General features: G+C 72.8%; 11 protein-coding genes and 1 pseudogene. 9 read left to right on the forward strand and 3 right to left on the reverse strand.

The genetic code is table 11. The features are described from left to right. Nucleotides 1-206: 206 nt before the first annotated feature. The 6 genes from pdhA (at nt 207) to ACZ58X_RS25235 (ending at nt 8,322) form a co-directional block, all read left to right on the forward strand. Nucleotides 207-1,361 (forward strand): pyruvate dehydrogenase (acetyl-transferring) E1 component subunit alpha, encoded by a 1,155-nt coding sequence (gene pdhA / locus ACZ58X_RS25210; RefSeq protein ID WP_470335868.1) that lies wholly within the window; start codon nt 207-209, stop codon nt 1,359-1,361. Continuing rightward, nucleotides 1,361-2,332, forward strand: a complete 972-nt coding sequence (locus ACZ58X_RS25215) for an alpha-ketoacid dehydrogenase subunit beta (protein WP_470335869.1) — start codon at nt 1,361-1,363, stop codon at nt 2,330-2,332. Before pdhA ends, ACZ58X_RS25215 begins: the two co-directional genes overlap by 1 nt. Nucleotides 2,333-2,346: 14 nt before the next feature. Beyond that, entirely contained in the window at nt 2,347-3,786 is a 1,440-nt protein-coding gene (locus ACZ58X_RS25220) for a dihydrolipoamide acetyltransferase family protein (RefSeq protein WP_470335870.1), read from the forward strand. Nucleotides 3,787-4,131: 345 nt separating this feature from the next. Then, complete coding sequence (locus ACZ58X_RS25225) at nt 4,132-5,361, forward strand: benzoate/H(+) symporter BenE family transporter (RefSeq protein WP_470335871.1); 1,230 nt, start codon at nt 4,132-4,134, stop codon at nt 5,359-5,361. A gap of 248 nt (nt 5,362-5,609) precedes the next feature. Then, complete coding sequence (locus tag ACZ58X_RS25230) at nt 5,610-6,842, forward strand: M64 family metallopeptidase (RefSeq protein ID WP_470335872.1); 1,233 nt, start codon at nt 5,610-5,612, stop codon at nt 6,840-6,842. Between the two features lie 130 nt (nt 6,843-6,972). Next, nucleotides 6,973-8,322, forward strand: a complete 1,350-nt coding sequence (locus ACZ58X_RS25235) for an MFS transporter (RefSeq protein ID WP_470335873.1) — start codon at nt 6,973-6,975, stop codon at nt 8,320-8,322. Nucleotides 8,323-8,378: 56 nt separating this feature from the next. Here ACZ58X_RS25235 and ACZ58X_RS25240 read toward each other — a convergent pair whose 3' ends face one another. From ACZ58X_RS25240 to ACZ58X_RS25250, 3 genes and pseudogenes are all read right to left on the reverse strand, one after another. Continuing rightward, nucleotides 8,379-8,684 carry a hypothetical protein gene (locus tag ACZ58X_RS25240; RefSeq protein WP_470335964.1) on the reverse strand — a complete coding sequence of 102 codons (306 nt, stop codon included), beginning with the start codon at nt 8,682-8,684 and terminating at the stop codon, nt 8,379-8,381. 82 nt (nt 8,685-8,766) lie between these two features. Next, nucleotides 8,767-9,162, reverse strand: a pseudogene (locus tag ACZ58X_RS25245) (BRO-N domain-containing protein); the annotation flags it as partial. Nucleotides 9,163-9,250: 88 nt separating this feature from the next. Then, the gene (locus ACZ58X_RS25250) at nt 9,251-10,072 is read right to left on the reverse strand and encodes a maleylpyruvate isomerase family mycothiol-dependent enzyme (RefSeq protein ID WP_470335874.1); all 822 of its coding nucleotides are present in this window, start codon (nt 10,070-10,072) and stop codon (nt 9,251-9,253) included. A 173-nt stretch (nt 10,073-10,245) separates the two neighbouring features. Here ACZ58X_RS25250 and ACZ58X_RS25255 point away from each other — a divergent pair, with 173 nt between their 5' ends. The 3 genes from ACZ58X_RS25255 to ACZ58X_RS25265 all read left to right on the forward strand — a co-directional run bounded on the left by ACZ58X_RS25255 (nt 10,246) and on the right by ACZ58X_RS25265 (nt 13,010). Then, entirely contained in the window at nt 10,246-11,043 is a 798-nt protein-coding gene (locus ACZ58X_RS25255) for a carbon-nitrogen family hydrolase (RefSeq protein ID WP_470335875.1), read from the forward strand. Between the two features lie 148 nt (nt 11,044-11,191). Next, the gene (locus ACZ58X_RS25260; RefSeq protein ID WP_470335876.1) at nt 11,192-12,250 is read left to right on the forward strand and encodes a GntR family transcriptional regulator; all 1,059 of its coding nucleotides are present in this window, start codon (nt 11,192-11,194) and stop codon (nt 12,248-12,250) included. 112 nt (nt 12,251-12,362) lie between these two features. Next, a complete protein-coding gene (locus tag ACZ58X_RS25265; RefSeq protein WP_360227495.1) occupies nt 12,363-13,010 on the forward strand; it encodes a hypothetical protein in 648 nt (215 codons plus the stop codon). Nucleotides 13,011-13,056 lie beyond the last annotated feature (46 nt).

Here is a 13,056-nt window from a genome sequence, read left to right on the forward strand (position 1 = left end):
CGGGGTTTGTAGGCCCTGAACAAGTAGGACGTCCTAGCGCAAGCGCGCCAAGGGCGGACGCTGGGTAACGTTCTCGTGAGGGACGCCGTCGGAACAGGATCACCACCTGCCACGCAGTAGGTGCGCACACCCACGCGCGCCCCGCGAGGCGGTGACCGGACCGGTCACCGGCGACCCCGGGCGGCCGGACAGACCGAGGAGTGAACGTGACCGTCAAAAGCACGGCGAGGACCCGCAAGAAGGCGGCCCCCGCTGTTCCTGACACCCTCCGCGCCACGGGGACGGACGTCCAGCCGGAGCTCGTCCAACTGCTCACGCCGGAAGGCGAGCGGGTCGAGCACCCGGACTACCCCCTCACCACCACTCCCGAGGAGCTGCGCTCCCTCTACCGCGACCTGGTGCTGGTGCGCCGGTTCGACGCCGAGGCGACCTCGCTCCAGCGCCAGGGCGAGCTGGGCCTGTGGGCCTCGCTGCTCGGCCAGGAGGCTGCCCAGGTCGGTTCCGGCCGGGCCATGCGCCCCGGCGACTACGCCTTCCCGACCTACCGCGAGCACGGCGTCGCCTGGTGCCGCGACGTCGACCCGCTGAACCTGCTCGGCATGTTCCGCGGCGTGAACCACGGCGGCTGGGACCCGAACGAGAAGAACTTCCACCTCTACACCATCGTGATCGGCGCGCAGACCCTGCACGCCACCGGCTACGCGATGGGCATCACCAAGGACGGCACCGACGACGCGGTGATCGCGTACTTCGGCGACGGCGCGTCCAGCCAGGGCGACGTCAACGAGGCCTTCACCTTCGCCTCGGTCTACAACTCGCCCGTGGTGTTCTTCTGCCAGAACAACCAGTGGGCGATCTCCGAGCCCACCACCACCCAGACCAGGATCCCCCTGTACCGCCGCGCCTCCGGCTTCGGCTTCCCCGGCGTCCGGGTCGACGGCAACGACGTGCTGGCCTGCCTCGCGGTCACCCGCTGGGCGCTCGACCACGCCCGCAGCGGCAACGGCCCGGTGCTGATCGAGGCCTTCACCTACCGGATGGGCGCGCACACCACCTCCGACGACCCCACCCGCTACCGGGCCACCGAGGAGACCGAGGCCTGGAAGGCCAAGGACCCGATCCTGCGGCTGCGCACCCTCCTGGAGAAGGAGGGCCTGGCGGACGAGGAGTTCTTCGCCTCCGTCGACGCCGAGAGCGAGCAGCTGGGGCTGCGGGTGCGCGAGGGCGTGCGCAGCATGCCGGACCCGGACCCGACGCTGATCTTCGACCACGTGTACAGCGAGCCGCACGCGCTGGTCGATCAGGAACGGGCCGAATACGTCGAGTACGCGGCCTCCTTCGAGGCGGGGGAGAACCACTGATGGCCGGTCAGAGCATCGCCAAGGCGCTCAACGACGCGCTGCGCAAGTCGCTGGAGAACGACCCGAAGACCGTCCTGATGGGCGAGGACATCGGCAAGCTCGGCGGCGTCTTCCGGATCACCGACGGCCTGCAGAAGGACTTCGGCGAGGACCGGGTGATCGACACCCCGCTGGCCGAGTCCGGCATCATGGGCACCGCGATCGGCCTCGCGCTGCGCGGCTACCGCCCCGTCGTGGAGATCCAGTTCGACGGTTTCGTCTACCCGGCCTTCGACCAGATCGTCTCCCAGCTGGCGAAGATGCACGCCCGCGCGCTCGGGCACGTCAAGATGCCGGTCACCGTCCGCATCCCCTACGCGGGTGGTATCGGCGCGGTCGAGCACCACAGCGAGTCGCACGAGGCGTACTTCGCGCACACCGCCGGTCTGCGGGTGGTCACCCCGTCCAACGCGCACGACGCGCACTGGATGCTGCGGCAGGCCATCGAGTCCGACGACCCGGTCATCTTCCTGGAGCCCAAGCGGCGTTACTGGGACAAGGGCGAGGTCGGCGCCGCCGCCGACCTGGGGCTGCACGAGGCCCGGATCGTCCGCCCCGGCACCGACGCGACGCTGATCGCGTACGGCCCGATGGTCAAGGTCTGCCTGGAGGCCGCTGCGGCCGCCGAGGAGGACGGCCGCCGGCTGGAGGTCGTCGACCTGCGCTCGCTCTCCCCGGTGGACTTCGCCGCCCTGGAGGAGTCGGTCAAGCGCACCGGGCGGGCCGTCGTGGTGCACGAGGCCCCGGTCTTCCTGGGCATGGGCGCCGAGCTGGCCGCCCGGCTCACCGAGCGGTGCTTCTACCACCTGGAGGCACCGGTCCTGCGGGTCGGCGGCTACTACGCGCCGTACCCGCCGTCCCGCGTCGAGGAGGCGTTCCTCCCCGACCTGGACCGCGTGCTCGACGCCGTCGACCGCGCGCTCGCGTACTGATACCGGGGAGCGAAATGACCACCGAAGTTCGCTCGCTCCGCGAGTTCAAGATGCCCGACGTGGGCGAGGGCCTCACCGAGGCCGAGATCCTCAGCTGGTACGTCAAGCCCGGTGACACCGTCACCGACGGGCAGGTCGTGTGCGAGGTGGAGACCGCCAAGGCGGCGGTGGAGCTGCCGATCCCGTTCAACGGGGTCGTCGAGCAGCTCTTCTTCCCCGAGGGCGCGACGGTCGACGTCGGCACCGCGATCATCTCGGTGGCGGTCGCCGGGGAGGCGGGGGCCGCTCCGGCCGCCGTGCCCGCGCCGGCGCCCGCTGTCGCCGCGGCTCCGGCCGCCGAGGCCGAGCCGGAGCGGCGGGAGGTGCTGGTCGGGTACGGCCCGCGCACCGGCACCGCCCAGCGCCGGGCCCGGCGGACCACCACGGCCACCGCCACGGCGAAGGCCGCGGCTCCGGTCGTTCCGGCCGCTGCCCCGGCCCCGGTCGCTGCGCCGGCTCCGGCCGTTCCGGCCGCGCCCGCCGAACTGCCTGCCGGTGAGCGGCCGTTGGCGAAGCCGCCGGTGCGCAAACTGGCCAAGGACCTGGGCATCGACCTGCGGTCCGTCACCCCGACCGGTGCGGGCGGGGTGATCACCCGCGAGGACCTGCACGCCCACGCCGCGGCCCAGGCCGCTCCGGTCGTCGAGCCGGTCGTGGCCGAGGCCGTCGAGGTCGTCGAGGCCGTGGCGGCTCCGGTGCCGGTGTCCGGTTCGGGCGACGTCCGGGTGCCGATCAAGGGCGTCCGCAAGGCGACCGCGCAGGCGATGGTGGCCTCGGCCTTCACCGCCCCGCACGTCACCGAGTTCGTCCAGGTCGACGTGACCCGCACGATGAAGTTCGTCCGCAAGCTCAAGGAGAGCGGCGAACTGGGCCGGGACGTCCGGGTCAGCCCGCTGCTGCTGGTTGCCAAGGCGCTGCTGGTGGCGATCAAGCGGCACCCGGAGATCAACGCCCAGTGGGACGAGGCGGCCCAGGAGATCGTGGTCAAGGGCCAGGTGAACCTCGGCATCGCCGCGGCCACCCCGCGCGGCCTGATCGTCCCGAACATCAAGGACGCCGGGTCCAAGACCCTTTCGGGCCTGGCGACTTCGCTCGGCGAGCTGGTCGAGACCGCCCGCCAGGGCAAGACCTCGCCGGCCGACATGCAGGGCGGCACGGTCACCATCACCAACGTCGGCGTCTTCGGCGTCGACACCGGCACCCCGATCCTCAACCCGGGCGAGGCGGCCATCCTCGCCTTCGGCGCGGTCCGGGAACTGCCGTGGGTGCACAAGGGCAAGGTCGTCCCGCGCCAGGTGACCACGCTCGCGCTCTCCTTCGACCACCGCCTGGTGGACGGGGAGTTGGGATCCCGGGTGCTGGCCGACGTGGCCGGGCTGCTGGAGTTCCCGAAGCGCCTGATCACCTGGGGCTGACGCTCCCGGAGCCGTGACGAAGGGGCCCTGCTCCGCACCGCCGTGCGGAGCAGGGCCCCTTCGGGTATCCGCCGGTCGACCGACGGATACGACTAGGCCCAGCCGGTGTCAGCGGTGCGGGCGTTCTTTGCATAACGGGTTATAACGGACATGCGCATGACGTGACTCCCCAGGGCCGGGTGACGGGCGGTGTGTCGGGCGGGGACGACCGCCCCCGCTTCCGCCGGGCGGAGGCGCCCCCGGCTCCGCGCCTTCATTCGTACAGACGCGCATCCCCCGCGGGGGTTGCAGGTGAGTTGGAAGGTTTCCCGGGAGTCTCCGGTAGGGCTTCGGGATACTGCCGGAATGACGGATGAACTGACGATCAGCCCGGAGACGGTGGCGGCCGGGGACGGCGAACGCCGGTCGCTGCGGCGGGACGTGTCGGTGCCGGCGTTGCTGGCGGGGCTGGTCTGCGTCGCGGTGTCGTTCTCCGGGCCGCTGGTGGTGGTGCTCGCGGCGGCCGCCGCCGGGCGGCTGGACCCGGCGCACACCTCCTCCTGGATCTGGGGGGTGGCGATCGGCAGCGGGGTGAGCGGCTTCGCGCTCAGCTGGTGGACCAGGACGCCGGTGATCACCGCCTGGTCCACGCCGGGGGCGGCGCTGCTGGTGACCAGCCTGGGCCACTACCCGTACCGGGAGGCGATCGGGGCGTTCCTGGTGAGCGCGGCCGTGGTGGCGCTGTTCGGGGTGACCGGGTGGTTCGGCCGGCTGATCGCGGCGGTGCCGGTGGGGATCGTCAACGCGATGCTCGCGGGCATCCTGTTCTCCTTCGGCGCCGGGATCTTCGGTGCCGTGCACGGCGCTCCGGTGCTGGTGGTGGGCAGCTTCGCGGCCTTCCTGCTGGCCAAGCGGTTCGCGCCGCGGTACGCCGTGCTGATCGCGCTGGTGGTCGGCGGGGCGCTGGCGGCGCTGACCGTCGGACTGCCGCTGCACCTGGGCTCGGGCGGGCCGACCGTGCCGGTGCTGACCGTGCCGGCCTTCTCCTGGTCGGCCCTGGTGGGGCTGGCGCTGCCGCTCACCATCGTCACCCTCGCCTCGCAGAACGCGCCCGGACTCGGGGTGATGCGGGCCTTCGGCTACCGGACCGACGACCGGCTGCTGATCGGTGCGACCGGGGCGATGTCGGTGCTGGTGGCACCGTTCGGCTCGCCGGGGGTGAACCTGGCGGCCATCACGGCGGCGATCTGCTCCGGCCCGGAGGCCCACCCGGACCCGCGCCGCCGCTACGTCGCGGGGATGGCCTCGGGCGTGCTGTACGTGCTGGTGGGCAGCTTCGGCGGGGTGCTGGTGAGCCTGTTCACCGGGCTGCCGAAGGAGCTGATCGCGGTGATCGCCGGGGTCGCGCTGCTGGCCTCGCTGCAGGGCAGCCTGGCGGCGGCGGTCGCGGCGGAGCGCGGGCGGGACGCGGCGGTGGTGACCTTCCTGGCGAGCGCCTCGGGGATGAGCCTGTTCGGCATCGGCTCGGCCTTCTGGGGGCTGCTCTTCGGGCTCGGGACGCACCTGGTGCTGGAGCTGGGGAGGCGCGCCCGGTGAGCCCTGGGGTGAGCCCTGGGGTGAGCGTCGGGGTGAGCCTCGTGGGGGAGTCTCGTGGGGGAGTCTCGTGGGGGAGTCTCGCCGGGAGGGAGCCCGGAAATTGATTGGTATGACAGGTAGAACGGGAATCGTTCGGCCAGGTCGGTGACATTTTCTGCGGCCGGTGGGGGCGACACGCCGGTGCGGGTACGTCTCCGCTCCACCACCCGGGCGACACCGGGTGACCGGAGCCCCGAGGACGCACCCGTATGCCTGCTGGCAACCCTGGCCGTCTCGTCCGGAGTCTGGCCGCCCTCGTACTGGTGTCCACCGCCGTACTCCCGGCCGCCCTGGAACTCGTCGGCCCCTCGCCCTTCGGCGTGATCGGGGCGGGCGCCCCCGTCGACCGGGCGGTGCCCCCGCACACCGCCCTCCGCGCCGACCAGCGGATGCCCGCCGCCGCCCCGACCTTCGACATACGCCGCACCGGGGACCCGACCAACCGGGTCACCCTGGTCCTGCTCGGCGACGGCTACACGGCGGACGAGCAGGAGGCGTTCCGGCAGCAGGCCGACAAGGCCTGGCACGCGCTGATGGACATCGAGCCGTTCCGCACCTACCAGGGGTTCTTCAACATACGGCGGGTCGAAGTGGTCTCCCCGACCTCCGGGATAGCCGAGACCGAGAGCCGCGGCCGCCACCCCGCCACCCCGCTGGGCATGCACTTCTGGTGCGAGGGCACCGCCCGGCTGCTCTGCGCCGACGAGGGCGCCACCGCCCGCTACGCCGGGGACAGCGCCGGCCCGCAGTACCTGATCGCGCTGGCCAACTCGGTCGAGTACGGCGGCGCCGGGGGCACCGGGGTGACCACCCTCGCCGGGGGCAGCCCGGACGCCGGGCGGATCATCCAGCACGAGATCGGCCACACCGTGGGAGACCTCGGCGACGAGTACGACAGCGCCCCGGACGACGCCGACTACCCGAACCTCTCCACCCTCAACGCCGAGGACATGCTCAAGAAGCAGACCAAGTGGTGGCGCTGGCTGGGCGCCGTCTCGCCGGACGGCGCCGGCATCGTCGGGGCGTACCGCAGCGCCAACGGCCTCTACCGGCCCACCCCCGACTCCGTGATGCGCACCCTGGGCAGTGCCTACAACCTGCCCTCCCGCGAGGCGATCGTCGAGGAGCTGTACCGCAAGGTCCGGCCGACCGACACCCCGTCGCCGCCGCCCGGCGAGGTCGCCGGGCTCCCCCGGCTGGACGTCCGGCCGCTGCCGCTGACCGGCGCCCGGCAACTGACGGTGGACTGGAAGGTGGACGGCGCCCCGGCCGCCCCGCAGGCCGTGGACGGGGGCCGCCTGGACACCGCACAGCTGGACCTCGCCCCGGGCCGGACGGCGACCGTGACGGCGACCGTCCGGGACACCACGGACTGGGTGCGGGACGAGGCCTTCCGGGACCGCTACATGACCCGGTCGGTGTCCTGGACGGTCACCGGCTGAGAGCCGGACGGGCGCCGGCGGGGGCCGTCCGGGCGCCGGACGGGCGCCGGACGAGGGCCGGGCGGGGTTCGCGAGCTCACACCGCGGGGACCTGGGCGTCCAATCATGGGATGACTAGTCTGGACGGACTATGACCGTGGAGCCCGCTCGTTCAGCCGCGTCCCTGTCCGTCCCCGCTCCTCGATCCGCCGTCGAGCCGCCGACGGCCGGAGCCCCCGTACCGCCCGGCGGCCGCGCGGCCTGGCTGGCCTGGTCCGTCGGCGTCAGCGTCTACGTCCTGGCCGTCATCCACCGCACCAGCCTCGGCGTGGCCGGCCTGGACGCCGCCGAGCGCTTCGGCATCGGCGCTTCGGCGCTCTCCACCTTCTCGATCCTCCAGGTGCTGGTCTACGCGGCCATGCAGGTCCCGGTCGGCCTGCTGGTCGACCGGTTCGGGCCGCGCCGGGTGCTGCTGCTCGGCGTGCTGCTGCTGAGCACCGGCCAGCTGGCCTTCGCGTTCAGCTCCTCCTTCGCCCCGGCGCTGGCCTCCCGGGCGGTGCTCGGCTGCGGCGACGCCATGACCTTCATCAGCGTGCTGCGGATCGCCGCCCGGTGGTTCCCGGCCGCGAAGAACCCGTTCGTCGCCCAGCTGACCGGCCTCGCCGGGATGGGCGGCAACCTGGTCACCACCGTGGTGCTCGCCCAGGCGCTGCACAGCGAGGGCTGGACGCCCACCTTCACCGCGATCGCGCTGCTCGGCGTGGCGGTGTTCGCCCTGGTCGCGCTGTTCCTCAAGGAGGCGCCGACGGCCGTACGACCGGTCGAGCCGCCGGTCGGCACGCCGGTCGCCCGCCCGAAGGTCCGACGGCAGATCCAGGACTGCTGGCGGGAGCCGGGCACCCGGCTGGGCCTGTGGATCCACTTCACCACCCAGTTCCCCGGCAACGCCTTCGGCCTGCTCTGGGGCATGCCCTACCTGATCGAGGCCCAGGGCATGTCCCGGGGCGAGGCCGGCGGGCTGCTGACCCTGCTGGTGCTCGCCAACATGGCCTGCGGGTTCCTCTTCGGCCGGCTGCTCTCCCGCACCGCCCGGACCCGGATGCCCATCGTGCTCACCGTCATCGCCACCACCGCGCTCGGCTGGGCACTCGTGCTCGCCTGGCCCGGCGGGCACCCGCCGATGTGGTTGCTGATCGGGATCATCCTGGTGATGGGCAGCAACGGCCCCGCCTCACTGGTCGGCCTGGACTACGCCCGCACCCGCAACCCGGCCGAACGGCTCGGCACCGCCTCCGGGATCGTCAACATGGGCGGCTTCATCGGCACGATGATCACCCTGTTCGGCATCGGCGTCCTGCTCGACGCCCTCTCCCCGTCCGGCACCAGCGCCTACTCCGCCGACGCCTTCCGCTGGGCCTTCTGCTGGCAGTACGTGCCGCTGGCGCTGGGGACGGCGATGATCCTGCGGCTCCGGCGGAGGGTTGCGGCGGCGGATGCGTAGGGTTTCCGACCTGCGGGAATGTCGAATGGCCCCATCTGATGGGTGGTTTGCCGTTGCTACAGCCCGAGGCCGCGGAGCACCTCAGTGATCTCCGGTGGGCGACCGTAGAGCTGGACCCGGTCAATGAGGCAGAGAACCGTGCCCTCCGGCGGCACGGTCGGTGACGGAGCCGAGCGGATCACCGGTTGCGGGTGCTTGGCTACTGCCGTTCGGAGGCGGATCAGGTCCACCAGCTTCAACTTCGGGCACCCCGGGACGATCCGGCTGCCCCGGATGCCGACCCGCTCCCCGCCGGGGCAGGCGAAGTACGCGCCGAACGGCGGCCCGCTGTCCTCCTCCCGGCCCGGCAGGTGGAGCACCATCTCCCCGTGCCGGCAGTGGACCGTCCCGTCCGAGTGGAAGGTCAGACCGGGCCAGTCCTCGTGGTCGAAGATAGAGCCCCGCCTCGCTGATGAGGCTCAGAGAGGGATTTCCACGGACGGATCCATTCCCACCTGCGGAAACGTCGTATGAGTGAGTTGAACTCACCCTTACCGAGCGCATGTCGACGGTCTGCTTGTCGTCAGGGCCGACCATCTTGCCGGCCCAGCCCGGGCTGCCCCGATCGAGCACGGCGCACACGTCCTTGGTGGCGAACCACGGCTCCCCGTCGATCATCACGACCCGGATCGGCTGCCCCGTGACCGGGAAGCTCGACCGCACCAGCACCATCTGTTCCTGCTGTTCCTGCTGTTCCTGTTCGTCGTCCATGCGGACGCCCCTCCTTCTTCCGGGTGATGGCAGTGCTGCCCGGTGAAACGAGGCCAAACAGGTGAGGTTGCTGGTGCTGGATTGACGCATGGGTGCACGAGTGGTGCCGACCCGGCGCACGGTCGTGCGTGTACGCCGGGTGGCGCGCGCCGGGTCGGGCCGGGTACGGCGAGAGGCGTCAGATGGTGACGGAGAAGTTGGCCAGCACCCGCTCGGCCAGCTCCTTGTCGCCCTCGACGCTCACCGGCCCGGGACGGCCGCGGCCGCAGGCGAGGCGGACGTAGGTCTCCCAGTCCATGGTGAGCTGGACGTCGGGGGCCAGGCTGATCGACTCGTCGACGCTGCCGCGGCCGCCGGCGTCCACCCGGACGGTGCGCAGGAACTCCACCGGGCCGGTCACGTCCAGGACGAGGGCCGTCCCGGCCGGGGCGCCGGCGGTGTGGGCGACGGCCTTGGGCAGCAGCTCCAGCAGGACGTCCCGGGCGATCAGGGCGCCGGGGGAGTCCAGGTTGCCCGGGGTGTCGAGGGCCCGGCGCAGGTCCTGCTCGTGCACCCAGACGTCGAAGGCCCGCATCCGCAGCAGCTGGTGGTAGGGCACGTCCGTGGCCAGCGGCCCGGCCGGCCAGCGGGCCGGCTCCCCGGGCGTCTGCTTGGCGTTCCGCAGTGCACGGGAGCGGCGGATGATCGTGTACTCCAGCTCGCTGGTCATCTCCAGCGCGGTGTGGCAGCGGCGCTTGTCGACGGGCAGTTCGACGTAGCGGGCGAATTCGGTGGTCACGTGGCGAAGGTCACGCGGCAGCGAGTGGATCGGGCGGGGGTCGCCGAGCAGCTCGGACTCGACCGCGATCACGTGCGAGACGACGTCCCGGACGGACCAGCCGGGGCACTCGGTGGCCCGGTTCCAGGAGCCTTCGGGGAGGGGGGCGACCAGCTCCGATATGGACTCGATGCTCTGGGTCCACGCCTCCGTGTAAGCCTGCACGGTCTGGTTGTCCGTCACGGGAATCTCCGGCCCTCCGTCAGCTTTCCTACGCTCGGCGCCCGGCCGTCGCGGTCGGCCGGGATGGTCCGGCTTCCGGGCGCACACGCTAACCGCACGTTACGCTGCCGGGAGACAGCTGGGCAGCGCTTTCGGGTGACGATCGTAGGTCTCTTGCCGTGGACGGTGGTACTGTGCGCGCTTCATTGATCCAACTCGCGGTCTCCGACGCCGAGCCGGCCGCCGAACGGCGGGCCCGGGCCGCGTCGTTGGTACGGGCCCAGCAGGGTGCCGACCTGGTGGTCCTGCCGGAGCTGTGGCCGCTCGGCGGCTTCGCCCACGACCTCTGGTCGGAGGGTGCCGAGACGCTCGACGGGCCCACCTCGGACGCGATGGCGGCCGCCGCCCGGGCCGCCGGGGTCTGGCTGCACGCCGGTTCGATCGTCGAACGCGACCCGGACGGTCCGATCTACAACACCTCGATGGTGTTCGCCCCGGACGGCGAGCTGGTGCACACCTACCGGAAGATCCACCGCTTCGGCTTCGACAGCGGCGAGGCGGTGGTGATGGGCGCCGGGCAGGAGATCGTCACCGCGCCCACCGAGTTCGGCACCCTGGGCCTGGCCACCTGCTACGACCTGCGCTTCCCGGAGCTGTTCCGGGCGCTGCTGGACGCCGGGGCCCAGCTGCTGGTGGTTCCGGCGGCCTGGCCGGCCAGGCGGCGCGAGCACTGGACGCTGCTGGCCCGGGCCCGGGCGGTGGAGGAGCAGGCCTTCGTGCTGGCCTGCAACACGGCCGGGACGCACGCCGGGGTCGAGCAGGCCGGGCACAGCATCGTGGTGGACCCGTGGGGCCGGGTGCTGGCCGAGGCCGGGGCGGGCGAGGAGGTGCTGACCGTCGAGTTCGACCCGGCCGAGGTGGGTCGGGCGCGCGAGGAGTTCCCGGTGCTGCGGGACCGCCTGCTCGGCATCCCGGCGCCGGTCCAGCGGTAGGCACGGGCGGGGGCGCGGGGGGCCGGGAGGGTTGGTTCGTACCTGTTCCGGGTCCGTTTGAGAAGATGAGCACTCGTCGTGTTCCCCGCCGCCGGTCGGCCGGTCCGTCGCGGGTCGGTACGGTGGCCCGCCCCAGGAGGTCGCGCGCATGTCCGGCACCGGCGCCGGCGACACCCCCCGCCCCGTCATCCAGCGCAACAGCCTGCGCGAGCAGATCGCCGGCGCGCTCCGCGAGGAGATGATGGCCGGCCGGCTGGAGGCCGGCCGCAACTTCACCGTCAAGGAGATCGCCGAGCTGTACGGCGTCTCCGCGACCCCGGCCCGCGAGGCGCTGGTCGACCTCGGCGCCCAGGGGCTGCTGCGGGCCGAGCACCACCGCGGCTTCACGGTGCCGGAGCTGGGCTGGGAGGACTTCCTGGAGATCTTCGAGGCCAGGGTGCTGCTCACCGACAGCTTCCACCGCCAGTTCGCCACCCGTCGGTCCCTGCCCGACCTGACCCGGCTGCCCTCGCTGAGCCGCCGGGCCGACGCGGCGGTGCGGGCCGCCCGGGCCGGGAACCTGGACGTGATGGTGGGCTGCGACCGCCGGTTCTGGCAGGAGGTCTCCGCCCTGCTCGGCAACCGCCGGATCGCGGAGTACCTGGACTGGCTGCGGGTGCAGTCCTGGATGTTCGCCGCGCGCTACCTGCGGGCGATGCCCACCCTGGGCGGGGTCTGCTGGGACCGGCACCCGGACCTGGTCGACGCGATCGGGGCCCGCGACCTGCACGGCGCGCACCGGATCATCTGCGAGTACAACCTGTTCACCGTCCGGCTGCTGGCCGGGCTGGCCGGGCGGCCGCTGGAGTCGGTGTCGGTGCTCGGGCTGCTCACCGAGGTCGCGGACGGCGAGCCGCTGCCCGTCCCGGTGGAGCCGCCCGGGCCGCAGTCGGCGTGGCACCGGTCCCGCCTGCTCCCGGTGGACCGGCCGGCGCCGGAGGGCGCGGAGGAGCACGGGGCCGCGCCGGAGCCAGGGGCGGACCGGGGCGGGCGGCCCCGGCGGGGTGACGAGGTCGGCCGCGAACTGGGCCGTGAGCTGGGACTCGGCCTCGGTCTGGTGCCGCAGCCGCGCTGGGTGCCGCACACCAGGTTCGGCCGACGGCTGCCCGAGCCGCCCCCCGAGGCTCCGCAGGGACGGCCCGATCCGCGTCCGGCCCCGGGCCGGTAGGGTGGGCGGTCGTCGGACCGGCCGCCCGCACGGGCCGTCCGGGTACCGACCCCGCCCCCGTCGTCGCCCCGCCCCGCGGGCGATCCCGCCGTCCGGAGAGGAACTGCCGGCCATGGCCTGCGACCTCTGGCTCGTCCCGCTGGTGGACGTGCTGAGCCACAGCCCCGACAACCCCTTCCGGGACGACCTCGCGCTCTACAACGCGGTGCTCACCTCGCGCGGCCTGCCCGAAGTGCCGGTCTACCAGTTCGTCCCGGGGCTGAGCGGGGCGGTCGAGCCGATAGCCGCCTTCGACTACGACTCGCTGCACTTCCTGCGCCGCGCCTACCTCTTGGGCCTCACCGGCCTGGACATCACCCCGGTCGACGCGCTCGGCAGCGACTACGAGCAGCTGCTGGAGATGTTCGAGAGCAGCGCCGAACAGTCGCACCTGGTCTGGCACTTCGACCACGCCGGCGCCTACGTGCCGATCGAGTTTCAGGCCCCGCTGGTGGACGAGACGCTGCTCGCCGCCGGCGGCCCGCTCGGCTCCAGCCACGGACTGCTGCGCGAACTGCAGGCCGTGGCACCGGCCCTGGGGATCGACCCGCTCAACCCGCCGAGCCCGACCCGACCGCTCGGGCCGACCGGCCTGGAGCAGCCGTTCGGGCCGCCGATCGACGACCTGCACCCCTTCGCCCGGGAGCGGCACGCGTGGTCGGGCCTGTACGCGGCGGCGACCCGAAGCCTCGGCCAGGGCTCGATGATCGTCTTCGCGTAACGCCCCGGCGCCGCCTTCGCCTTCGCCCGGGCCCAGGCCCGGGCCG

Source organism: Kitasatospora sp. NPDC040550 (genome assembly GCF_055594965.1).